Source organism: Streptomyces sp. ISL-43, assembly GCF_018614195.1.
In the GTDB taxonomy this organism is placed as follows: domain Bacteria; phylum Actinomycetota; class Actinomycetes; order Streptomycetales; family Streptomycetaceae; genus Streptomyces.
This window is the reverse complement of sequence record NZ_JAGGOT010000013.1, coordinates 21544-43390: the sequence shown is the minus strand read 5'-3', so window position 1 is coordinate 43390 and position 21847 is coordinate 21544. Positions and strand designations below refer to the sequence as shown.

General features: G+C 72.5%; 21 protein-coding genes. 3 read left to right on the top strand and 18 right to left on the bottom strand.

Annotated features, from left to right (window positions below; translation table 11 throughout):
* Nucleotides 1-14: 14 nt before the first annotated feature.
* The 5 genes from der to J7F03_RS08170 all read right to left on the bottom strand — a co-directional run bounded on the left by der (nucleotide 15) and on the right by J7F03_RS08170 (nucleotide 4717).
* Nucleotides 15-1475: a ribosome biogenesis GTPase Der gene (gene der, locus J7F03_RS08190; RefSeq protein WP_214947987.1), complete on the bottom strand. Its 1461-nt coding sequence runs from the start codon at nucleotides 1473-1475 to the stop codon at nucleotides 15-17.
* Nucleotides 1476-1550: 75 nt separating this feature from the next.
* Nucleotides 1551-2138, bottom strand: a complete 588-nt coding sequence (locus J7F03_RS08185) for a 1-acyl-sn-glycerol-3-phosphate acyltransferase (RefSeq protein WP_214948316.1) — start codon at nucleotides 2136-2138, stop codon at nucleotides 1551-1553.
* A gap of 56 nt (nucleotides 2139-2194) precedes the next feature.
* The gene (gene cmk, locus J7F03_RS08180; protein ID WP_214947986.1) at nucleotides 2195-2902 is read right to left on the bottom strand and encodes a (d)CMP kinase; all 708 of its coding nucleotides are present in this window, start codon (nucleotides 2900-2902) and stop codon (nucleotides 2195-2197) included.
* Between the two features lie 153 nt (nucleotides 2903-3055).
* Nucleotides 3056-4144 (bottom strand): prephenate dehydrogenase, encoded by a 1089-nt coding sequence (locus tag J7F03_RS08175; RefSeq protein WP_214947985.1) that lies wholly within the window; start codon nucleotides 4142-4144, stop codon nucleotides 3056-3058.
* A 123-nt stretch (nucleotides 4145-4267) separates the two neighbouring features.
* Entirely contained in the window at nucleotides 4268-4717 is a 450-nt protein-coding gene (locus J7F03_RS08170; protein ID WP_214947984.1) for a YidB family protein, read from the bottom strand.
* A 137-nt stretch (nucleotides 4718-4854) separates the two neighbouring features.
* Between J7F03_RS08170 and J7F03_RS08165 the strand changes: the two genes are divergently transcribed.
* The 3 genes from J7F03_RS08165 (at nucleotide 4855) to J7F03_RS08155 (ending at nucleotide 6485) form a co-directional block, all read left to right on the top strand.
* The gene (locus J7F03_RS08165; RefSeq protein ID WP_214947983.1) at nucleotides 4855-5196 is read left to right on the top strand and encodes a DUF952 domain-containing protein; all 342 of its coding nucleotides are present in this window, start codon (nucleotides 4855-4857) and stop codon (nucleotides 5194-5196) included.
* 82 nt (nucleotides 5197-5278) lie between these two features.
* Nucleotides 5279-5749 (top strand): Rieske (2Fe-2S) protein, encoded by a 471-nt coding sequence (locus J7F03_RS08160; protein ID WP_214947982.1) that lies wholly within the window; start codon nucleotides 5279-5281, stop codon nucleotides 5747-5749.
* A gap of 28 nt (nucleotides 5750-5777) precedes the next feature.
* On the top strand, nucleotides 5778-6485 hold the full coding sequence (locus J7F03_RS08155) for a DNA polymerase beta superfamily protein (protein WP_214947981.1): 708 nt from the start codon (nucleotides 5778-5780) through the stop codon (nucleotides 6483-6485).
* Between the two features lie 7 nt (nucleotides 6486-6492).
* Here the strand turns inward: J7F03_RS08155 and J7F03_RS08150 are convergent, their stop codons facing one another.
* The 13 genes from J7F03_RS08150 to J7F03_RS08090 all read right to left on the bottom strand — a co-directional run bounded on the left by J7F03_RS08150 (nucleotide 6493) and on the right by J7F03_RS08090 (nucleotide 21437).
* Entirely contained in the window at nucleotides 6493-7512 is a 1020-nt protein-coding gene (locus tag J7F03_RS08150) for an ADP-ribosylglycohydrolase family protein (protein WP_214947980.1), read from the bottom strand.
* Nucleotides 7509-8258 carry an NUDIX domain-containing protein gene (locus J7F03_RS08145; protein ID WP_214947979.1) on the bottom strand — a complete coding sequence of 250 codons (750 nt, stop codon included), beginning with the start codon at nucleotides 8256-8258 and terminating at the stop codon, nucleotides 7509-7511. The genes J7F03_RS08150 and J7F03_RS08145 overlap by 4 nt, the downstream gene beginning before the upstream one ends.
* On the bottom strand, nucleotides 8255-9406 hold the full coding sequence (locus J7F03_RS08140) for an AAA family ATPase (protein ID WP_308379226.1): 1152 nt from the start codon (nucleotides 9404-9406) through the stop codon (nucleotides 8255-8257). The genes J7F03_RS08145 and J7F03_RS08140 overlap by 4 nt, the downstream gene beginning before the upstream one ends.
* Complete coding sequence (gene pnuC, locus J7F03_RS08135; protein ID WP_214947978.1) at nucleotides 9403-10011, bottom strand: nicotinamide riboside transporter PnuC; 609 nt, start codon at nucleotides 10009-10011, stop codon at nucleotides 9403-9405. The genes J7F03_RS08140 and pnuC overlap by 4 nt, the downstream gene beginning before the upstream one ends.
* A 142-nt stretch (nucleotides 10012-10153) precedes the next feature.
* A complete protein-coding gene (locus tag J7F03_RS08130) occupies nucleotides 10154-11680 on the bottom strand; it encodes a pseudouridine synthase (protein ID WP_214947977.1) in 1527 nt (508 codons plus the stop codon).
* On the bottom strand, nucleotides 11680-12357 hold the full coding sequence (scpB, locus tag J7F03_RS08125; protein WP_285440419.1) for an SMC-Scp complex subunit ScpB: 678 nt from the start codon (nucleotides 12355-12357) through the stop codon (nucleotides 11680-11682). The genes J7F03_RS08130 and scpB overlap by 1 nt, the downstream gene beginning before the upstream one ends.
* A complete protein-coding gene (locus tag J7F03_RS08120) occupies nucleotides 12354-13529 on the bottom strand; it encodes a ScpA family protein (protein ID WP_214948314.1) in 1176 nt (391 codons plus the stop codon). Before J7F03_RS08120 ends, scpB begins: the two co-directional genes overlap by 4 nt.
* A 168-nt stretch (nucleotides 13530-13697) precedes the next feature.
* On the bottom strand, nucleotides 13698-14198 hold the full coding sequence (locus J7F03_RS08115; protein ID WP_214947976.1) for a hypothetical protein: 501 nt from the start codon (nucleotides 14196-14198) through the stop codon (nucleotides 13698-13700).
* Nucleotides 14183-15301, bottom strand: a complete 1119-nt coding sequence (locus J7F03_RS08110; RefSeq protein WP_214947975.1) for a ParA family protein — start codon at nucleotides 15299-15301, stop codon at nucleotides 14183-14185. The genes J7F03_RS08115 and J7F03_RS08110 overlap by 16 nt, the downstream gene beginning before the upstream one ends.
* 368 nt (nucleotides 15302-15669) lie before the next feature.
* A complete protein-coding gene (gene ald, locus J7F03_RS08105; protein WP_214948312.1) occupies nucleotides 15670-16785 on the bottom strand; it encodes an alanine dehydrogenase in 1116 nt (371 codons plus the stop codon).
* A 152-nt stretch (nucleotides 16786-16937) separates the two neighbouring features.
* Entirely contained in the window at nucleotides 16938-18902 is a 1965-nt protein-coding gene (locus J7F03_RS08100) for a tetratricopeptide repeat protein (RefSeq protein WP_308379224.1), read from the bottom strand.
* Between the two features lie 139 nt (nucleotides 18903-19041).
* Nucleotides 19042-19674 (bottom strand): NUDIX domain-containing protein, encoded by a 633-nt coding sequence (locus J7F03_RS08095; RefSeq protein ID WP_214947974.1) that lies wholly within the window; start codon nucleotides 19672-19674, stop codon nucleotides 19042-19044.
* Between the two features lie 110 nt (nucleotides 19675-19784).
* On the bottom strand, nucleotides 19785-21437 hold the full coding sequence (locus tag J7F03_RS08090) for a CTP synthase (RefSeq protein ID WP_214947973.1): 1653 nt from the start codon (nucleotides 21435-21437) through the stop codon (nucleotides 19785-19787).
* Nucleotides 21438-21847: the final 410 nt, after the last annotated feature.

Below are 21847 nucleotides of genomic sequence, written 5' to 3'. Positions count from 1 at the left end.
CCGGCGTACCGCCACTACATCTTTCGCTTGTGCTGCGCGCCGCGCTTCTCGCGCACCCGCACCGAGATGTGGATCGGGGTCCCCTCGAAGCCGAACTCCTCGCGCAGGCGGCGCTCGATGAAGCGCCGGTAGCCGTGCTCCAGGAAGCCCGAGGCGAAGAGGACGAACCGCGGCGGCTTGCTGCCCGCCTGGGTGCCGAACAGGATGCGGGGCTGCTTGCCGCCGCGGATCGGGTGCGGGTGGGCCGCGACGACCTCGCCGAGGAAGGCGTTCAGCCGGCCGGTCGGGACACGCGTCTCCCAGCCCGCGAGCGCGGTCTCGATCGCTGGGACCAGCTTCTCCATGTGGCGGCCGGTGAGCGCCGAGACGTTCACCCGGGGCGCCCAGGCGACCTGCTGCATCTCGGTCTCGATCTCGCGCTCGAGGTAGTAGCGGCGCTCCTCGTCGAGGTTGTCCCACTTGTTGTACGCGATCACGATCGCGCGGCCCGCCTCGACGGCCATGGTGATGATGCGCTGGTCCTGGACGGAGATGTTCTCGGTCGTGTCGATCAGGATGACCGCGACCTCCGCCTTCTCCACGGCGGCGGCCGTACGCAGCGAGGCGTAGTAGTCGGCGCCCTGCTGGAGGTGGACCTTCTTGCGGATGCCCGCGGTGTCGATGAACTTCCAGGTGACCCCGCCGAGCTGGATCAGCTCGTCGACCGGGTCGCGGGTGGTGCCGGCCATCTCGTTGACGACGACGCGGTCCTCCTTGGCGACCTTGTTCAAGAGGGAGGACTTGCCGACGTTCGGGCGGCCGATGAGCGCGATCCGGCGCGGGCCGCCGACGGCGGTGCCGAAGGTCTGCGCGGGCGCCTCCGGGAGGGCCTCCAGGACGGCGTCGAGCATGTCGCCGGTGCCGCGGCCGTGCAGGGAGGAGACCGGGTGCGGGTAGCCGAGGCCCAGGGACCACAGGGAGGCCGCGTCGGACTCGCCGCTCTGGCCGTCGACCTTGTTGGCGCACAGGACGACGGGCTTGCCGGCCTTGCGCAGCAGCCGGACGACGGCCTCGTCGGTGTCGGTGGCGCCGACCTTGGCGTCCACGACGAAGACGACCGCGTCGGCGGTCTCGATGGCGTATTCGGCCTGGGCGGCGACGGAGGCGTCGATGCCGAGGACGTCCTGCTCCCAGCCGCCGGTGTCGACGACCTTGAACCGGCGGCCGGCCCACTCGGCCTCGTAGGTGACGCGGTCGCGGGTGACGCCGGGCTTGTCCTCGACGACCGCCTCGCGGCGGCCGATGATCCGGTTCACCAGGGTCGACTTGCCGACGTTCGGCCGGCCGACGACGGCGAGAACGGGCAGCGGACCGTGGCCGGCTTCCTCGATCGCGCCTTCGACGTCCTCGATGTCGAAGCCCTCTTCCGCGGCGAGCTCCATGAACTCCGCGTACTCGGCATCGCCAAGTGCTCCGTGGTCGTGCTGGTCGTTCATGAAGTCCGTTCCTCGTCGTTCGTGGTGATCGGTGGGGCCCGCGCAGCGCGGTTCCACTACTAGGTCAAGTCTCGCTCAGCGCCCGGTGAGGCGCTTGGCATCGGCCAGGTGGGCGGTCAGCCGGTCCTGGATGCGTACGGTGGCCTGGTCCAGCGCGGTACGGGTACGGCGGCCACTGCCGTCCCCGGCGTCGAAGGCATCGCCGAAGACGATGTCGACCCTGCTCCTGAGCGGCGGCAGCGCCTTGACGACGCGGCCCCGGCCCTCGGTGCTGCCCAGGACGGCGACCGGCACGATGGGCGCGCCGGCGCGGACTGCGAAGTACGCGAGGCCCGCGCGCAGCGAGGCGAAATCGCCCTCGCCGCGGGTGCCCTCGGGGAAGATCCCCAGGGCTCCGCCGTTCTCCAGGACGCCCAGCGCGCGGCTGATGGCGCCCCGGTCGGCGCCGGAGCGGTCCACCTTCACCTGCCCGATCCCTTCGAGGAAGGGGCCGAGCGGGCCGACGTACGCCTCCTTCTTGATCAGGAAGTGCAGCGGCCGGGGGGCGGTGCCCATGACCATGGGCCCGTCGATGTTGTGCGAGTGATTCACGGCCAGGATGACGGGGCCGGCGGCGGGGACCTTCCAGGCCCCCAGCACGCGCGGCCGCCAGAGGCCGTACATGAGCCCGATGCCGATCCGCCGGCCGACCGCCGCACCCTTGAGGGAGGGCGTACCGCTCACTTGCGGCCCGCCCGCTTCTCCTCCACCAAGGTCACGACGCACTCGATGACCTGGTCGAGGCTGAGCTCGGTGGTGTCCACCTCGACCGCGTCGCCGGCCTTGGCCAGCGGGGAGGTCTTGCGGCCCGAGTCGGCGGCGTCGCGCTTGATCAGCGCCTCCCTGGTGGCCGCGAGGTCCGCGGCCTCCTTGCCGCGCAGCTCGCCACTGCGGCGGGCGGCGCGGGCCTCGGCGGAGGCGGTGAGGAAGATCTTGAGGTCGGCGTCGGGCAGGACGGTGGTGCCGATGTCCCGGCCCTCGACGACGATCCCGCCGGCTTCCTCCGCCGCCTCGGCGGCGATGGACCGCTGGAGCTCCGTGATCAGGGTGCGCACCTCGGGGACGGCGCTCACGGCGCTGACCTTGGAGGTGACCTCCTGGGTCCGGATCGGGCCGGAGGCGTCCAGGCCGTCGACGGTGATGGTGGGAGCGGACGGGTCGGTGCCGGACACGATGGCCGGCTTGCCCGCCGCGAGCGCGATGGCCTGCGGGTCGTCGGTGTCGACACCGTTGGTGATCATCCACCAGGTGATGGCCCGGTACTGGGCACCGGTGTCCAGGTAGCGCAGCGCGAGCTTGGCGGCCACGGCCTTGGAAGTGCTGGACTTGCCCGTGCCGGAGGGACCGTCGATGGCGACGATCACGGCGGACGGAGCTACGGTTTCCACGGTGCGGGCACCTTCCTGGTTGCGCGTACGTGTCCGGGCGCGCCAATAGCGCCCCTCCCCCAGGTTACCGGGCTTTTCGCCGCCGCCCGCCGGGCGGCCGGGCCGCCCGCGTCCCGGCGTCCGAGGGCCGGGCCCCGCCGTGACGGCCCGGGCCTATGACTGGCGCAGTGCCCAGCCGCGTTCGCGCAGCTCGGCCTGGAGGCCCGCCACCGCCCGGGGCTCGACCATCAGCTGGACCAGGCCCGCCTGCTGTCCCGTCGCGTGCTCGATCCGTACGTCTTCGATGTTGACCCCGGCCCGCCCGGCGTCGGCGAAGATCCGCGCGAGCTCCCCGGGCTGGTCGGAGATGAGCACGGCCACCGTCTCGTACGCCGTCGGCGCAGCCCCGTGCTTGCCCGGCACCCGGACCCGGCCGGCGTTGCCGCGGCGCAGCACGTCCTCGATGCCGGCCGCCCCGCCCCGGCGCTTGCCCTCGTCGGCGGACTGCAGGCCCCGCAGGGCTTGTACGGTCTCGTCCAGGTCGGCGGCGATCCCGGCCAGCACGTCCGCGACCGGGCCCGGGTTCGCCGAGAGGATCTCCACCCACATTCTCGGGTCGGAGGCGGCGATCCGCGTCACGTCCCGGATGCCCTGCCCGCACAGCCGCACCGCGGTCTCGTCGGCCTCCTCCAGCCGGGCCGCGACCATGCTGGAGACGAGCTGCGGGGTGTGCGAGACCAGTGCGACGGCGCGGTCGTGCGCGTCGGCGTCCATGACCACCGGGACGGCCCGGCACAGCGCCACCAGCTCCAGCGCCAGGTTCAGCACCTCGTGGCCGGTCTCACGGGTCGGCGTCAGCACCCACGGCCGGCCCTCGAACAGGTCCGCCGAGGCGGCGAGCGGCCCGGACTGCTCCTTGCCCGCCATCGGGTGCGTGCCGATGTACTCCCTGGTGTCCACGCCGAGCGCGTCCAGCTCCCGTCGCGGTCCGCCCTTGACGCTGGCGACGTCCACGTAGGCGCGCGCCAGGCCCCGGCCGATCGCGTCGGCGAGGGCGGCGGCCACGTGGGCGGGCGGAACGGCGATGATCGCGAGGTCGGCCCGGCCCTCGTAGGCCTCCTCCGTGCCGGCGCCCAGCGCGGCGGCCGTACGGGCCTGTCCCGGGTCGCGGTCGGCCAGGTGGACGGCGATGCCGCGGGCGGACAGGGCGAGCGCCGCGGAGGTGCCGATCAGTCCGGTTCCGATGACGACGGCGGTTCTCACGGGGTGCTCCAGGGGTGTGCGACGGCGGTGCTGCCTCAGGGTAGCCAGCGCGGACGGCGCGAGGGCCCGGCGGTCCGTCCGGTGGGACGGGCGGCCGGGCCCTCGGTGTAGGCGGGTTCCGCGTTACAGCTGCTGCTGCTTGATGATGTCCTCCAGCGAGCCGCTCGGCAGCGAGCCCTGGGGGCTCAGCTTGTCCACGGCCTGCGGCAGCTGCTGCGCGATCTCGTCGACCGCCTGCTCCGGGGAGACTCCCGCCTGCGCGGCGACCTTCTGCAGCGTCTCGTCCGGCAGGGCCTCGGCGATCTGCGCACCCGTGACCGGCTTGTTCTCGCCGGTGCCCACCCAGGACTGGGCCTGGTCGACCAGGCCCGACTTGGTCAGCATGTCCATCAGTCCGCCCAGCGGGTTGTTCCGCGCGCCGCCGGCCGCCTGGGCGCCGCCGGCGCCACCGCCGCCCATGAGCGCGCCCAGAAGGGAGCCGAGGATGTTGCCGCCACCGCCGCTGCCGCCCTGTCCGCCGCTGCCGCCACCGAGGAGGCCGCCGAGAAGGGAGCCGAGGTCGTTACCCGCCATGGTGCTGCCTTTCGAAGAGGGACCGGGGGCGCACGGAAAGCGGCCACCCGGCTTCGAGACACGGACAATGTCACCCAATCGGGGCGCGTCTGCCACCTGGCGCAGCACCGCGCGGCCGCTGCGGTAGAACGATCGGCATGATCTTCCACCTCGTACCGCTCGCCGACTGGACCGCCGCGCCCGACCTCCCCTACACCCCGCCCTCCCTCGACTCCGAGGGTTTCGTGCACTGTTCGGCGGACCGGGAGACGGCCCTCGCGATCGCCGGCTCCCACTACGGCGGCGTACGGGGGACCCTGCTCGCCGTGGAACTCGACGAGCTCGCCCTGACCGCGGAGGTCCGCCGGGAGGGTGAATCCGGGGCCCGCTACCCGCATGTCCACGGGCCGTTGAACCGGGACGCCGTCATCCGCGTGTGGGAGGTCGTACGCGCCCCCGGCGCCCCGGAGGGACTCATCCCCTGGCCGCCGGAGGGCTGAGAACACGCGTGGCGGGTTTGCCTGAGGCCCGTCAAACGCCAGGATGCCTCTCGCCATCCCGACGATCACCCGAGGAGATTTCATGAGCGACCCCATCCGCACCGCCCGGCGCACGGTACTCACGGCCGGAGCGAGCGCCCTGGCAGGCGGTGTGCTCACCGCGTGCGGCGGAGCCGAAGAGAAGAAGCCGGAGACCGGGGGGAGCGCGCCCACGGCGCCGACCTCCGGGTCGGCGCCCGTGTCCCCGCCCGCCTCGTCCACCCAGAAGGCCCTGCTCAAGTCCTCCGAGGTACCCGTGGGCGGCGGCACGGTCCTCAAGGACGAGAAGCTGGTGGTCACCCAGCCGACGGCCGGCAACTTCCGCTGCTTCACGGCGGTGTGCACGCACCAGGGCTGCCTCGTGAACAAGGTGGAGGCCGGCACCATCGACTGCCCGTGCCACGGCAGCAAGTACAAGGTGGCCGACGGCGCGGTGGCACACGGCCCGGCCACCAAGCCGCTCGCGGAGAAGAAGATCACCGTCTCCCCGACGGGCGAAATCTCGCTCGCGTAGCCGCGGGCCGCCCGCCTAGGCTCCCCGGATGAACGACAAGCCGACGCCCGAGCCGCTCGAACTCACCCTGGTCAGGGACCACACGATCTACTCGTGCGTGATGGGTTCGAGGGCGTTCGGCCTGGCCACGGAGGCGAGCGACACCGACCGGCGCGGTGTCTACCTCGCCCCGACGCCTCTGTTCTGGGGCCTCGCCAAGCCCCCGACGCACGTGGACGGGCCGCGGGAGGAGGAGTTCTCCTGGGAGCTGGAGCGCTTCTGCGAGCTCGCCCTGCGCGCCAACCCGAACATCCTGGAGTGCCTCCACTCCCCCGTCGTGGAACACCTCACCCCGGCCGGAGAGGAACTCCTCGCGCTCCGCGGGGCGTTCCTCTCCCGCCAGGCCCACACCACCTTCAGCCGGTACGCGATCTCCCAGCGCGGCAAGCTCCTCGGGGACCTCCGCAACCACGGCGTCCCGCGCTGGAAGCACGCCATGCACCTGCTGCGCCTGCTCCTGTCCTGCCGCGACCTGCTGCGCACGGGACACCTGGTCATCGACGCGGGCCCCTACCGCGACCGCCTCCTGGCAGTGCGCCGCGGCGAACTCACCTGGGACGAGGTCGACGCCTGGATGACCCGCCTGATGACCCAGTCCGAGTCCGCCCTGTCGACGACCCCCCTCCCCGAGACCGCGGACCTTCCCCGAGTGGAGGACTTCCTCCTCCGCACCCGCCGCGCCTCTGCCCTCGGCTGAGTATGGGTCAGGCGTCCCAGAGGGCGCCGAAGGCCAGCAGTTCGGCGCGGTACTCGATGCGGCCCTCCCAGTCGCGGGGCCAGGCGTCCGCGCCGAGGTGGGCGCCCGCGAAGGCGCCGGCGAGGCAGGCGATGGAGTCGGAGTCGCCCTTCGTGCAGGCCGCGCGGCGCAGGGCGAGGAGGGGTTCCTCCGGGAAGAGCAGGAAGCACTGCAGGGCCGTGGCCAGGGCCTCTTCGGCGATCCAGCCGTCGCCCGTCGTCAGGCAGGGGTCCGTCTCCGGGGAAGGCGAGCGCAGGGCCGCGGCCAGGCGGTCCAGGACGCCCAGGCACTCGTCCCAGCCGCGTGCGATGAAGGACTCCGGCGAGGCGTCGGACGACGTACGCGTCCACAGGTCGCCGAGCCAGCGCTCGTGGTAGCGGGTGCGGTTCTCCAGGGCGTACGAGCGCAGCTGCCCGACCAGGCCGGTCACCTCCGTGCCCCGCGCCAGCAGGAACACCGCACGGGCCGTCAGGTCGGAGGCGGCCAGCGCCGTCGGGTGGCCGTGGGTGAGGGCCGACTGGAGCTGGGCCGCGCCGGCCCGCTCCTCCTCCGTCCAGCCGGGCACCAGTCCGGCCGGCGCCACCCGCATGTTCGCGCCGCAGCCCTTGGAGCCCAGCTGGCTGGCGTCGCGCCAGTCCCGCTCGGGCAGGTTCAGCAGGCTGCAGGCCTTCAGGCAGGTGTTGCCCGGGGCCCGGTTGTTCTCCGGGGAGTGGTACCAGTCGACGAACTCCTCCCGGACCGGCCGGGCCAGGCGCAGGGGGCCCACCCGGCCGCGGTCGGCGGCGGTCCGTATGCCCCGGGCGAAGGCCAGGGTCATCTGGGTGTCGTCCGTGACGATCGCCGGGCGGGGGAGGGCCATGGACCGCCAGGGGCCGGTCTTGGCAAGGATCCCCGGCACGTCGTTGAACTCCGTGGGAAAGCCCAGGGCGTCTCCCAGGGCCAGTCCGAGCAGGGCGCCCGTAGCCGCCCGCTTCGTGGTCGTCGTCATCGTGTGTGTCCTTCCGAGGGGCGGAGCAGGGGCGGGTGCAGGGTGGTGGCGGGCCCGGGCCGGTACAGCGCGGCCGGTTTCCCGCGGCCGCCGGTGAGCCGGGCGGCGCCGGGCACGGCCTCGACGAATCCGGGCGTGGCCAGCACCTTGCGCCGGAAGTTGGGCCGGTCCAGGGCGGTGTTCCAGACGGTCTCGTAGACGGCCTGGAGCTCGCCGAGGGTGAATTCGGGCGGGCAGAAGGCGGTGGCCAGGCAGCTGTACTCCAGCTTCGCGCCGACCCGCTCCCGGGCGTCCGCCAGGATCACCGCGTGGTCGAAGGCGAGGCCCGCCGACGGGCCCGCCTCCCCCACCGGCACCCAGCGGGCCCGGTCGGCGTCTCCGCCGCCCCCGGCCGCCGGTTCGGGCAGGTCGGGGACGAGCGCGGTGAAGGCCACCGAGACGACCCGCATCCGGGGGTCCCGGTCCGGTTCGCTGTAGGTGCGCAGCTGGTCCAGGTGCAGGGCGGCGATCACGTCCGCCGACAGGCCGGTCTCCTCGGCCAGTTCGCGCCGGGCGGCCGTCTCCGCGGATTCCCGGGGCAGTACGAAGCCGCCGGGGAGCGCCCAGGCGCCCGCGTACGGTTCCTGCCCGCGCCGGATCAGCAGCACGTGCAGGGTCCCGCCGCGGACGGTGAAGACGGCGAGGTCGACGGTCACCGCGAACGGCTCGAACGCGTACGGGTCGTAGTCCTGTCCGGCGTCACTCATCGGCCCTGCTCCCGTACGCGGTCCGGCTCCGAGGCCTGCTCCGGCAGCGGACCCCGTACCCGCTCCGGAAGCGGGTCCGCGAAGTGCCGGCCCTCCGCGAGCAGTGCGTCGACGGCCGACACGGCCGCCGCCAGCCGGGCCTCCCGGTCCCCGCGCACCACCAGGAAGCGTCTCCCGGTCCGCTCCAGCTCCTCCCGGAACCGCGCGGTCATCCACGGCCTCAGGTGCTCTCCGTCGCGCAGCCCGTCGTCCTCGAAGGGCACGTCCGCGTGGTCGGTGAGCAGGTACAGGTCCCGGTGCGTGCCGGCGGCGATCCGCTCGACCTCCTCGTTGCGCCCGCCCGTGTACCGCTCGTGCCAGATGCCGGTGGCGAAGGAGTCGGTGTCGCAGAAGAGCACCGGCGATCCCAGCCGGGCCGCCCGATCCTCCTGCGCGTCCTGGCGCCGGGCGATGACCGGGAACTCGGCCGAGGTGAAGCTCACGTCGGCCCACGTCGCCGCGGGGTCCGCCGCGCGCGCCGCCGCGAGCCGCTCCTCGCTGTACTGCCGGCCGTACTCCGCCACCCAGCCCGTCTTCGCCCACACCCCGCCGCGCCGCCGCCAGTGGGCCGCCAGGGCCCGCGACAGCGTCGTCGTCCCGGTGGACTCGGCGCCGAGTACGACGATCCGCCGGGTCAGGGCGGCCCGTACGGCGGGTCCCAGGAACTCCCAGTTCCCGACCGGGTCCGCCCGTACCGCCGTCCCGGACACCGGGAAGAGGGTGCGCTCCCGGTCGACGCAGACCTCCTCGGCCCCGAACCGCCGCGCGAGCTCGCCCCCGTAGGCCTCCGAGGTGAAGACGGCGTCGACCCGTCGGCGCACCGCGCCCCGGAAGACCGCCATGTGGGCCTCCCAGATCTCCGGGTCGCGCAGGTCGACCGGGATGTCGTCGACCGCGCCGACCACGTCGGCGCCGGGATGCGCCTCGCGCATCCAGGCGACCCGGTCGGCCAGCGGCACCGACTCCACCGAGGCGGCGCACACCAGCACGGTCAGCCGCTCGCACTGGTCCTGGGCGGTGCGCACCAGGTGGTGGTGGCCGGCGTGCGGCGGATAGAACTTGCCGAGCACCAGGCCGTGCCCGTACTTCGCCCCTCCGTGGCGCTTCACGCCGTCGCTCCCAGGGCCTCGCGGGTGCCGCGCGCGGGGAGCGCCCGGCGCCAGCCGAGCAGTCCGGCCACGCACAGGGCGAGGAAGACGGCGTAGAGCAGGGCGGTGAGGTAGAGCCCCTTGTAGACGTACAGCGGGATGTAGACGAGGTCGGCGGCGATCCACAGCCACCAGGACTCCAGGAGCTTGCGGCACTGCCCGTAGGTGGCCATGAGCGAGAGTCCGGTGGTCGCCGCGTCCCAGAACGGGACGGTGGAGTCGGTGGCCCGGCTCAGCAGGAGCGTCAGGCCGAGCACCCCCACCGCCCCCGCCGCGCCCAGCGCGGCCCACTCGGCGGCCGTCGTGCGGCGCACCGGCAGTGCCTCGGCGGTTCCTGGTCCACCCCCGTGGGTCCAGGACCACCAGCCGTACGCGGCGAGGGCGATGAAGACGATCTGCAGCCCGGCGTCGGCGTAGAGCTCGGCCTGGGCGAAGAGCACGATGAAGAAGACGTTGTTGGCGATGCCGATCGGCCAGTTGGCGATGTGCTGCCGGGCGACCAGCCAGACGCACAGCGCCCCCGTGGCGAATCCGAGGACCTCGGTCCAGCTCGTCTGCCACCCCATGATGACGACCCCTCGCTCTCTTTATAGTCAGGTTGACTATAAAGAAGACCAGGGGTCGGCACAAGCACGAAAACCCGCGGTGCCGAAGGGCACCGCGGGTTTCGGTCGTACGAGGAGTCGTACGAGGAGGAGCAGCCGGTCCTTACAGACCGACCTCGCGCATGAGCATGCCGACCTCGGTGTTGGTCAGGCGGCGCAGCCAGCCGGACTTCTGGTCGCCGAGCTCGATCGGGCCGAAGGCGGTCCGGACGAGCTTCTCGACGGGGAAGCCGGCCTCCGCCATCATGCGGCGGACGATGTGCTTGCGGCCCTCGTGGAGGGTCACCTCGACCAGGTAGTTCTTGCCGACCTGGTCGACGACGCGGAAGTGGTCGGCGCGGGCGTACCCGTCCTCCAGCTCGATGCCGTCCTTGAGGCGCTTGCCGATCTCGCGCGGCAGCGGGCCGGTGATGGCGGCGACGTAGGTCTTCTTCACGCCGTACTTCGGGTGCGTGAGGCGGTGGGCCAGCTCACCGTGGTTGGTGAGCAGGATGATGCCCTCGGTCTCGGTGTCGAGCCGACCGACGTGGAAGAGACGCGTCTCACGGTTGGTGACGTAGTCGCCGAGGCACTGGCGGCCGTCCGGGTCCTCCATCGTGGAGACGACGCCGGCGGGCTTGTTCAGCGCGAAGAACAGGTACGACTGGGTGGCGACGGTCAGGCCGTCCACCTTGATCTCGTCCTTCGGCAGGACGCGCTTGCCCTGCGACAGCACGATCTCGCCGTTGACCTCGACACGGGCCTGCTCGATGAGCTCCTCGCACGCACGGCGCGAACCCATGCCGGCCCGGGCGAGGACCTTCTGCAGACGCTCGCCCTCCTCCTCCGCGCCGGGGAAGGTCTTCGGGGTCTTGATCACGGGCTTGTCGGCGTACCGGTCGCGCACGCGCTCCTCGATCCGCGCCTCCAGCTCGCGCGGCTTGGACTGGCCGCTGCGGCTGCCGGGGCCGCGGCGCGGGCCGCCGGCTCCGCCGATGCCGGGGGTCCTGGGGCTCTTGGGGCCGCCCTTGGCACCACCGCGCGCCGCGTCACCGCGGGCACCGCCGCGGCTGCCGTCGGCCGCGCCGCGGGCACCGCCGCCGCCCGCCTTGGCGCCACCGCGACCGTTGCGCTCGCCCTCGGGACCCACGTCGTAGCGACGCTCCTCGGGGCGGGGGTTGCGGATGCGGGGCGCGGGCTCGCGGTCGCGGTCGGAGCCGCCACCCTGGTAGCCGCCGGAGCCGCCGCCCTGGTAGCCACCGCCGGAGCCGCCGCCCTGGTAGCCGCCACCGCTGCCGGAGCCGCCGGAGCGGTAGCCGCCGCCGGAGCCGCCGCTGCCGGAGCCGCCACTGCGGTAGCCGCCGCCGGAGCTGCCGCCCGAGCCGCTGCCGCCCGAGCGGTAGCCACCGCTGGAGCTGCCGCCGCCGGAGCCGCCACCGCGGTAGCCACCGCCGCCGCCGGAGCCGCCGGAGCCGCCGCTGGAGCTGCCGCCGCGGTAGCCGCCGCCGGAGCCGCTGCCACCGCCGGAGCCGCCACCGCGGTAGCCACCGCCGCCGCTGGAGCTGCCGCCGCGGGCATTACCACGCCCGCCGCCGCCACCGCCGCCGCTGTTCCTGTTGCCGCCACCGTTGCCGTTGCCGCTGCTTCGCATCAAAGTTCCGTCGTCTTGTCGTCTTCATCGGTATCCGGTGCATCCGGATCGAACGACGGAACACCCTCTTGCGTCTCGGCTTCGATCGCGTCCGCCTCGGGGAGGAAGGGCGCGAGCTCCGGGAGCTCGTCCAGGCCACGCAGGCCCATCCGCTCCAGAAAGTAGTTCGTCGTCCTGTACAGGATCGCACCTGTTTCGGGTTCCGTCCCCGCCTCCTCCACCAGACCCCGCTGGAGGAGGGTGCGCATGACCCCGTCGCAGTTCACTCCGCGGACCGCCGAGACCCTCGACCGGCTGACCGGCTGGCGGTACGCGACGACGGCCATGGTCTCCAGCGCCGCCTGGGTGAGACGGGCCTGCTGGCCGTCCAGTACGAAGGCCTCCACGGCCGGGGCGAAGTCCCCCCGGCTGTAGAACCGCCAGCCCCCCGCGACGAGCCGCAATTCGAATCCGCGGCCCTGAAGGTCGTACTCGTCCACGAGCTCGCGCAGCGCGTCCGCGATCTCCCTCGGGCTCCGCTCCAGCACCTTGGCGAGGTGCGCCTCGGTCGCCGGCTCGTCCACGACCATGAGGACGGCCTCCAGGGCCGGCTTCAGGGCCAGCCCGGCCACCTCCGTCGCCTGAGCCCGCGCCCGCGGCTGCGGCTGCGCCTCCGTGTGAGCCCGCGTCCCGCTCATTCCTTGACCTCCACGATCCGGTCGAACTCGTCCGTCACCCTCGGCATGCCGTCCCCGTCCCCGCCGCTCCAGCGCACGGTGAGCGTCCCCAGGGCCTCCTCCTGGTCCAGGACCACCGCCTTCTCCCGGTAGAGCTCCAGGAGGGCCAGGAAGCGCGCCACGACGGTCAGGGTGTCGCCGGCGTCCTCGGTGAGCTCCTGGAAGGTGGCCTCGCCGCGCGCCTTCAGCAGGGCCACGACCAGCCCGGCCTGCTCCCGGACGCTGACGAGCGGCGCGTGGATGTGGTCCACGTACACCTGGGGCGTCGCTCTGGGCTGCATGGCCTTGACCGCGAGCCTCGCCAGTCCGTCGCCGCCGATGCCGATGACCACCTCGGGCAGCAGCTCTGCCAGGTGGGCCTCCAGGCCCACGGTGCGCGGGTAGCGCTTCCCCTCGGTCTCGGCCCGCTCCTGGAAGATCTCGGCGATCCGCTTGTACGCCCGGTACTGCAGCAGCCGCGCGAAGAGCAGGTCCCTGGCCTCCAGCAGCGCGAGGTCGGCCTCGTCCTCGACCTCGGCGACGGGCAGCAGCCGGGCGGCCTTCAGGTCGAGCAGGGTGGCGGCGACGACGAGGAACTCGGTCGTCTGGTCGAGGTCCCAGTCGGGCCCCATGGAGCGGATGTGCGCCATGAACTCGTCGGTGACCTGCGACAGCGCGACCTCGGTCACGTCGAGCTTGTGCCGCGAGATCAACTGCAGCAGCAGATCGAAGGGGCCCTCGAAGTTGTCCAGCCGCAACGTGAACCGCCCGTCGCCCCCAGGCGCCCCGTGGGCCCGCCCGGACGCCCCGGGCGCTCCCTGGGCCCGCTCCCGCGCGCCGGGCGCCCTGGGGGCGCCCTCGGGCGCGTCAGGGCCCTCCTGGGGCGGTACGGGGCCTTCGGCGCCCTCCGGGGCCGGTGCGGCCGCGTGGGGCGGTACGGGGCCTTCGGCGCCCTCCGGGGCCGTTACGGCCGCGGGTGGGGCGCTCTCCCCGGCCGGAGGCCCGGGGACGGGACCGGGAACGGGACCGGGAACGGATGACGCCCCCTCCTCCACCGGTACGGGGACACCCGGGCCGCGGCCGAGCGGGCGACGGGACCCGGGGGTCCCCCCGGACGGAGTCTGGGGAAGGCCGGGTTCGGCGGGAGAGGGCATCGCGGTCCAGGGTGGTACGGAGGGAGCGGCCGGCAGGGCCAGGGCCAAGGCTCCCACGCGCGGCCCCTGCCGCGGCGCGGGGACCCGCCCCGGGCGGGCCCGGGGTCCGGCCGGAGCCGACCGCAGGCCGGCCGGGCCGGGGCTGCCGGTCCGTGCGCCCGCGCTCGGTCAGCGGCCGCGCAGGCGGCGCACCAGGATGCTCGCGTCGCCGCGGGACTCCAGGTCCGCCAGGACCACGGCGACCGCCTCACGGACGATCCGGCCGCGGTCGACCGCGAGGCCGTGCTCCCCGCGCAGCACCAGCCGCGCGTGTTCCAGGTCCATGAGCTCCTCGGCGGAGACGTAGACCGTGATCTTCTCGTCGTGCCGCTCGCGCCCGCTGGGCCGCCGGTTGGCACCCCGGCCCTGCCCCTTGCCCCGGCCGGGGGCCGGGGCCGGGACCGCGCCACCGGAACCTTCCTGCGACCGCCGCTGCGCGCCCACGCCCGGCTCCGTACCGGCCCCAGCCTCCCGGCTGCGGCCCTCACCCGCCGTGCCCTCCGCGGCTGTCGCCGCGTGCTCCACGCCCCGCGCCGAGGAAGCCGAGGACGCCGACGACGACGTCAGCGCCATCCCCCCGGTCGTACGGAACAGTTCGTCGGCTCCGGGCAGACTCACTCGGCGGGACACCGGGCGAGCACCTCCCTGGCCAGCTGGCGATAGGCGGCGGCGCCGACGGAGTTGGAGGCGTACGTGGTGATCGGCTCGCCGGCGACCGTGGTCTCCGGGAAGCGCACCGTGCGGCCGATGACCGTGTGGTAGACGTGGTCGTCGAAGGCCTCGACGACGCGCGCCAGCACCTCACGGCTGTGCACCGTACGGGAGTCGTACATCGTGGCGAGGATGCCGTCGAGCTCCAGCTCCGGGTTGAGCCGCTCCTGCACCTTCTCGATGGTCTCGGTCAGCAGGGCCACACCGCGCAGCGCGAAGAACTCGCACTCCAGCGGAACGATGACCCTGTGAGCCGCCGTCAGGGCGTTCACGGTCAGCAGACCGAGCGAGGGCTGACAGTCGATCACGATGTAGTCGTAGTCGGCCATCAGGGGCTTCAGTGCCCGCTGCAGGGTCGACTCGCGCGCGACCTCGCTGACCAACTGCACTTCGGCAGCGGACAGGTCGATGTTGCTCGGCAGCAGGTCCATGTTGGGGACCGCCGTCTTGAGCAGCACCTCGTCGGCCGACATGCCCCGCTCCATGAGCAGGTTGTAGACCGTCAGGTCGAGCTCCATCGGATTCACGCCGAGACCCACGGACAGTGCGCCCTGCGGGTCGAAGTCGACGAGCAGCACGCGGCGCCCGTACTCGGCGAGCGCGGCACCCAGGTTGATGGTCGACGTGGTCTTGCCCACGCCGCCCTTCTGGTTGCACATCGCGATGATCTTCGCCGGACCGTGGTCGGTCAGCGGACCTGGGATCGGGAAGTACGGCAGCGGCCGTCCGGTCGGACCGATCCGCTCTCGGCGCTGGCGGGCAGCGTCGGGGGCGAGAGTGGCCGCGTACTCGGGGTCGGGCTCGTATTCCGCGTCGGGGTCGTAGAAGTGCCCCTCGGGCACCTGGTCGTAGTCGGCGAAACCCACGGGCTTGTCGCCGCTCGGGTCGCCGGCCCTGGAGTTCACGTCTAGGCCGTCCATGCTCTTTCGGGGCGTCGTCATGTGCTGGTGGTTTGCGAAGGTGCGGACTGCGACGGAGCCGACCGCTTCGATTCCGGCAGGGCTTTGACCCCGCGCAGGCACTCCTGCTCGACCACCCCCAGGAGCAAATGTCGACTCATTCACAAGTCGTCTTACCTCCTCGGACGTGACCAGGACACTTATCGATAGGTCAGCGTGGCACCATGCCGACGGTTGGCGACTCTATGGCGTGTCACCGCCCAGCGGCAACACAATCCGTCGGACCCGGCACGATGTGTCGGCAACCGAACACCTCGCTGTCAAGGGCGTCCGAGCTGTCGCCGGGAAGTTTCGCGGGTGTGCGAAAGGGTTAAAGGGTTACGTTCGAGGCGAGTTGAACGGCCCCTCCGGGCACGCCGGGAACGCGTCCGGCCGGACCTTGCGGGCAAGGTCCGGCCGGATACGTGAGATTGACGTCAGTCGTTGACGCCTTAGCCGAGCAGCGTGCTCAGCTCGAGGGTCTCGAGGCCGTGGGCCTCGGCGACGGGACCGTAAACGACCTGCCCGTCATGGGTGTTGAGGCCCAGCGCGAGCGCCGGGTCACGACGCAGCGCCTCGACCCAGCCGAGGTTCGCGAGCTGCACGATGTAGGGCAGCGTGGCGTTGGTCAGCGCGTAGGTGGAGGTGTTCGGCACCGCGCCCGGCATGTTGGCGACGCAGTAGAAGACCGAGTTGTGGACCTGGAAGGTCGGCTCGGCGTGAGTGGTCGGACGGGAGTCCTCGAAGCAGCCGCCCTGGTCGATCGCAATGTCGACAAGGACACTTCCGGGCTTCATCTTGGCGACGAGCTCGTTGGTGACCAGCTTCGGGGCCTTCGCACCCGGGATCAGCACCGCACCGACGACGAGGTCGGCCTCGATGACGGCCTTCTCCAGCTCGAAGGCGTTGGAGACGATCGTCTTGATCTTCGTGCCGAAGATCTTGTCGGCCTCGCGGAGCTTGTTGATGTCGCGGTCCAGCAGGGTCACGTGGAAGCCCATGCCGACGGCGATCTGCACGGCGTTCCAGCCGGAGACGCCGCCGCCGATGACGACGCACTCGCCGGCGTGGGTGCCGGGGACGCCGCCCGGGAGGACGCCGCGGCCGCCGACCGAGCGCATCAGGTGGTAGGCGCCGACCTGCGGGGCGAGGCGGCCCGCGACCTCGGACATCGGGGCGAGCAGCGGGAGCGCGCGGTTGGCGAGCTCGACCGTCTCGTACGCGATGGCGGTGGTGCCGGACTCCAGCAGGGCGTCCGTGCACTCGCGGGAGGCCGCGAGGTGCAGGTAGGTGAAGAGGGTCTGGTCCTTGCGGAGGCGGTGGTACTCCTCCGCGATGGGCTCCTTGACCTTCAGCAGCAGGTCCGCGGTCGCCCAGACCTCGTCGGCGGTGCCGAGGATCTCGGCACCGGCGGAGACGTACTCCGCGTCCGTGATCGAGGAGCCCACACCGGCGTTCTGCTCGATGAAGACCTGGTGGCCGCCCCGGACCAGCTCATGCACGCCGGCGGGCGTGATGGCGACCCGGAACTCGTTGTTCTTGACCTCGCGGGGGATGCCGACCTTCATCGTCACTCACGGTCCTTGGCTCAGGGAATGTTTCGGGGTACTTCCATACAAACCCGTTTACAAGAACACGCAACGGGATGCACCAGGGGATGACCTGGTGAAGCCAGTCTAATGAAGGATGAGTCGCTGTCTAGCCTTGCAAAGCAATAATCTCAGTCGGAACCACTACGGATTTCGCAGGCTGCGGGGTCATCTCCCAGCAATCTGTCGGCCGCGGACCTGTGCAGCCTGGCGGCCGCGGGGTCGCCGAGCCGGTCGAGCGTGTCCGCGAGGCGCACCTGCAGTGCGGCCTGAAGCCGCAGGTCTCCGGCCTTGCGCGCGATCTCCACCGCCTCCCGGCAGGTGTGCAGCGATTCCTCGGGCCGCCCCGCGTACTCCTGGATCCGCGCCATCTCGCTCAACGCCTTTGCCTGGCCCGGGACATCGGCCAGCTTCCGGTAGCCGGCCGAGGCGGCCCGCCAGCTCCGCAGCGCGTCCCCGTACCGGCCGGCATAGGTGTGCACGTTCCCGAGCCGCCCGTACAGCCGCGCCTCGTCCGCGCGCTCCCCGCGCGCGAGGGCGTGGGACAGGGCCCGGCCGAACCAGTCGGAGGCCCGGTGCCAGTCGGCGAGCTCCTGGTACGCGCCGCCTACGGATTCCATCGCGCGGCCCGCCGCGTACGGATCGTTCGCCGCCCTTCCGGCGTCCAGCGCGGCCCGGTAGCGCTCCAGCGCCTCCTGGGTGCGGCCGGTCTCGGCGTCCAGATCGGCGAGGTTCAGCAGCGCGGCGGCCTGTTCCCGGTACAGATCGCGCCGCTCGGCCACGTCCAGGACGAGCCGGTGCAGCCCGTACAGCTCGGGGGCCGCCCCGGCGGTGCCCCGGTGGTCGGAGAGGGCCCGTGCGAGGGCTGCGACGAAGCGGCGGGCCAGGGTGTCGAGCTCCCCGTCGGCGACGGCCAGGGTGGCCGCCGCCGACAGTGCGGGCAGCCGGGTGTCCAGCCAGGTGGCGGCGGCCCGCCGGTCGGCGAAGCGCATGGTGCGCGGCAGCCCGTCCAGCTTCTCCCGTACGAGGTCCTCGTCCTCCTCGGTCATCGCCCGGCAGGAGACCAGCAGCCGTACGGCGCGCTCCAGCATCCGGGCCCGCGCCAGCTGCACCTCCGCGGGGCGCTCCTTGGCCTCCAACAGGGCCTGGAGCAGGGGCGTGAGGCAGCCGGGGAGCAGGAACAGCCCGTCGGAGGCCGACCGCAGCAGGCCCAGCGCCGCGAAGTCCTCCAGGATCGACTGGGCGGCGGCCACGGAGCAGCCGGCGAGCGCGGAGGCGGTGTGCGAGTCGACGAGGCCGGCCGGAGCAAGCGGAAGCAGCCGCAGGGTCCGCTGGGCGGGCTGCGGGAGGGACTCGTAGACGAGCCGGAAGGTGCGCGCGAGCGGGCCGCTGGTGGCGGCGGGCATGTCGTGGAGCTGCTTGGCCACGTCCGCGACGGAGGCCTTGGGCCGGGCGGCGAGCCAACCGCCCGCCAGGCTCAGGGCGGCGGGCTGGCCGCCGCACTCCTCGGCGAGGGCCTCGGCGGCGCGGGGGTCGTTGGCGACGCGGATGTCGCCGATGCGATGGACGAGCATGCGGACGGCGGAGGGGGTGTCGAGGCCGCCGAGGGTGCAGGGGCGGACATCCGGAATCCCGGTCAGGGGGCCCTCGGAGGTGACGACGACCAGGCACTCGGGGGTGTCGGGCAGCAGGGCGTCGACCTGGTGGGGGTCGAGGGCGTCGTCGACCAGGAGGACGGCCCGCCGCCCGGCGAGGGCCGCGCGCAGGTCGGAGCTGAGCTCGTCCTCGGCGGCGCCGGGCGGGGTGGGCAGCCCGAGCGCCTCCAGGAGGGTGCGCACGGCCCGGTCGGTGGGGACGCCCTCGCCGGTGGGGGTGCTGAGCCGGACCCGGAGCACGCCGTCGGGGTAGTCGTCGGCGATCTCGCGCACCAGTGCTTCGGCGAGGGCGGTCCGGCCCGAACCGGGCCGCCCGGCGACGAGCAGGACGCGGGCGCGCGGCGCCTTGGCCTTGCGACCGGAGAGGGTGTCGAGCCCGGTCCGCGCGATGTCCTCGCGCAGCTCCTTGAGCTCACGCCGCCGCCCGACGAAATCCGCCACGGATCCGCTCCTCTCGCTGCCTTCGGATTGCGAGCGTAGTTCACGCAGAGCGACGGGCAGGGTGGAGCGCGGCGGACAAATCGCCCGATCGGATCAGCGGATGGTCACACCACGGCCTCGTTCGGCCCCGCCCTGGCTCCTACGCCTCGTAGGGGCGGGCCGGCCAGGGGGCCTGGGCCGGGCGCAGGGAGTCGAGGCCGTTCTCGGCGGCGAGGGCCGCCGACAGGGCCAGGACGCCGGTCACCATCCCCGGGTTGCCGAGCTCGCCCGCCAGTACGCCCCGCACCAGCTCCGCGAGCGGCACCCACGCCAGTTCCATGTCGGCCTCCTCCGACCCGGACTCCGCGTACCGCTCGCCGTCCGCGTCCGAGACGCCCCGCGCGAGGAAGATCCGGATCGCCTCGTCCGATCCGCCGGGCGAGGCGTAGAAGTCGGCCAGCACCCGCCAGTCCTCGGCCTTGACGTGCGCCTCCTCGTACAGCTCGCGCTGCGCCCCGTGCAGCGGGTTCTCCCCCACGACGTCCAGCAGCCCCGCCGGGAGCTCCCACAGCCGCCGGCGCACCGGGTGGCGGTACTGGCTCAGCACCAGCGCCCGCCCCTCGTCGTCCAGGGCCAGCACGCACACCGATCCCGGGTGCACCTGGTAGTCGCGGCGGGCCACGGACCCGTCCGGCATCCGGACCTCGTCGGAGGCCACCGCCGTCTTCGCGCCCTGGAACGGCCGCCCCGTCGACACCGTCTCCCAGGATTCCGCCGTGTCCTTGATGTCCATGCCCCGAAGCCCTCCACAACGCGCGACAGCCGGGGTACGGATCTCCGTACCCCGGCTGTCTACGTTATGCGGTCGGCGTCACGCGTTCCGCGCCGCCGGACGCCCTGCGGCTACTTCGCGGCCTGCTGGCGCTCCACGGCGGCCTTGACCAGGCCCGCGAACAGCGGGTGCGGGCGCGTCGGGCGCGAGCGCAGCTCCGGGTGGGCCTGGGTGGCCACCAGGTAGGGGTGCACCTCGCGCGGGTACTCGACGTACTCGACCAGCTTGTTGTCCGGGGAGGTGCCGGAGAACACGAGGCCCGCCTTCTTCTCCAGCTCGCCGCGGTAGGCGTTGTTGACCTCGTAGCGGTGGCGGTGGCGCTCGTCCACGTACGCCTGGTCGCCGTAGACCTCGCGCACGATGGAACCCTCGGCGAGCTTCGCCGGGTACATGCCCAGGCGCATGGTGCCGCCCAGGTCGCCCGCGCCCTCGACGAAGGCGAGCTGCTCCTCCATCGTGGAGATCACCGGGTGCGGGGTGGAGGCGTCGAACTCGGTGGAGTTCGCGTCCTCGATGCCCGCCAGGTTGCGCGCGGCCTCGATGACCACGCACTGCAGGCCCAGGCACAGGCCGAGCAGCGGGATCTTGTTCTCTCGGGCGTAGGTGATCGCGCCGACCTTGCCGTTGACACCGCGGTCGCCGAAGCCGCCGGGCACGCAGATCGCGTCCACGTCGGCCAGCTGCGCGGCGGCGCCCGCCGGGGTCTTGCAGTCGTCGGAGGTGACCCACTTGATCTCGACGCGGGCCTTGTTGGCGAAGCCGCCGGCGCGCAGCGCCTCGGTCACCGACAGGTACGCGTCGGGAAGGTCGATGTACTTGCCGACGAGCGCGACCTTGACCTCGTGGTCGGGGTTGTGGACGCGGTCCAGCAGGTCCTCCCACACCGTCCAGTTGACGTCGCGGAAGGGCAGGTCGAGCTTGCGCACGACGTACGCGTCCAGGCCCTCGGTGTGCAGGACCTTCGGGATGTCGTAGATCGACTTGGCGTCGATCGCGGCGACCACGGCCTCCTCGTCGACGTCGCACATCAGCGAGATCTTGCGCTTGATGGACGTGGGGACGTCACGGTCGGCACGCAGCACGATCGCGTCGGGCTGGATGCCGATGTTGCGCAGCGCGGCGACCGAGTGCTGGGTCGGCTTGGTCTTCAGCTCGCCGGAGGGGCCGATGTAGGGCAGCAGCGAGATGTGCACGACGAAGACGTTGTCGCGGCCGACCTCGTGGCGGACCTGGCGGACGGTCTCCAGGAACGGCAGCGACTCGATGTCGCCGACGGTGCCGCCGACCTCGGTGATGACGACGTCGACGTCGTCGGTCGCCATGCGGCGGATGCGGTGCTTGATCTCGTTGGTGATGTGCGGGATGACCTGCACGGTGTCACCGAGGTACTCGCCGCGCCGCTCCTTGGCGATGACCTGCGAGTAGACCTGGCCGGTGGTGACGTTGGCCGAGCCGTCGAGGTCGACGTCGAGGAAGCGCTCGTAGTGGCCGATGTCCAGGTCGGTCTCGGCGCCGTCGTTGGTGACGAACACCTCGCCGTGCTGGAACGGGTTCATCGTGCCGGGGTCGACGTTCAGGTACGGGTCGAGCTTCTGCATCGTGACCCGCAGGCCGCGGGCCTTCAGCAGCGCACCCAGGCTGGAGGCGGTCAGACCCTTGCCGAGGGAGGAAGCGACACCCCCGGTGACGAAGATGTGCTTGGTCGTCATGGATTTGGGCGGCATCGCCAAGAGGGGGCTCCCGTGGTCGCGAAGTGAGGTGCGTCCGGCGCCGGTCTCCGTCGATCCGGAAGGGTCTCAGGGGGCGCCGAAGCTGCGGTTTCGGGGCTCCTGATTCGCACAGGCAGACCACCGGTCCACGGGGTACCAGCCTATCAGCGCCCGGGCCGGTCCGCCTCCGGCCACGCCCCCCGACCGTGCGCGCCGGAGTGTCGCGGCGGCGTTTCGGCTGCTCACCCGTTTGGTCGAGCCACATTCTTCGCAGGCTTGGGGAGCTCACTAGGGTGCCGACATATCCTGCTCGGATATTGCGAATTCCGCTCCCGGGCAGTCCGTCAACCGGCCTACCCGAGCCGTATGCGGAATCATGGGCTCGACGCGAGATCCCCACCCACGGGTGACCGCGCCACCGCGCA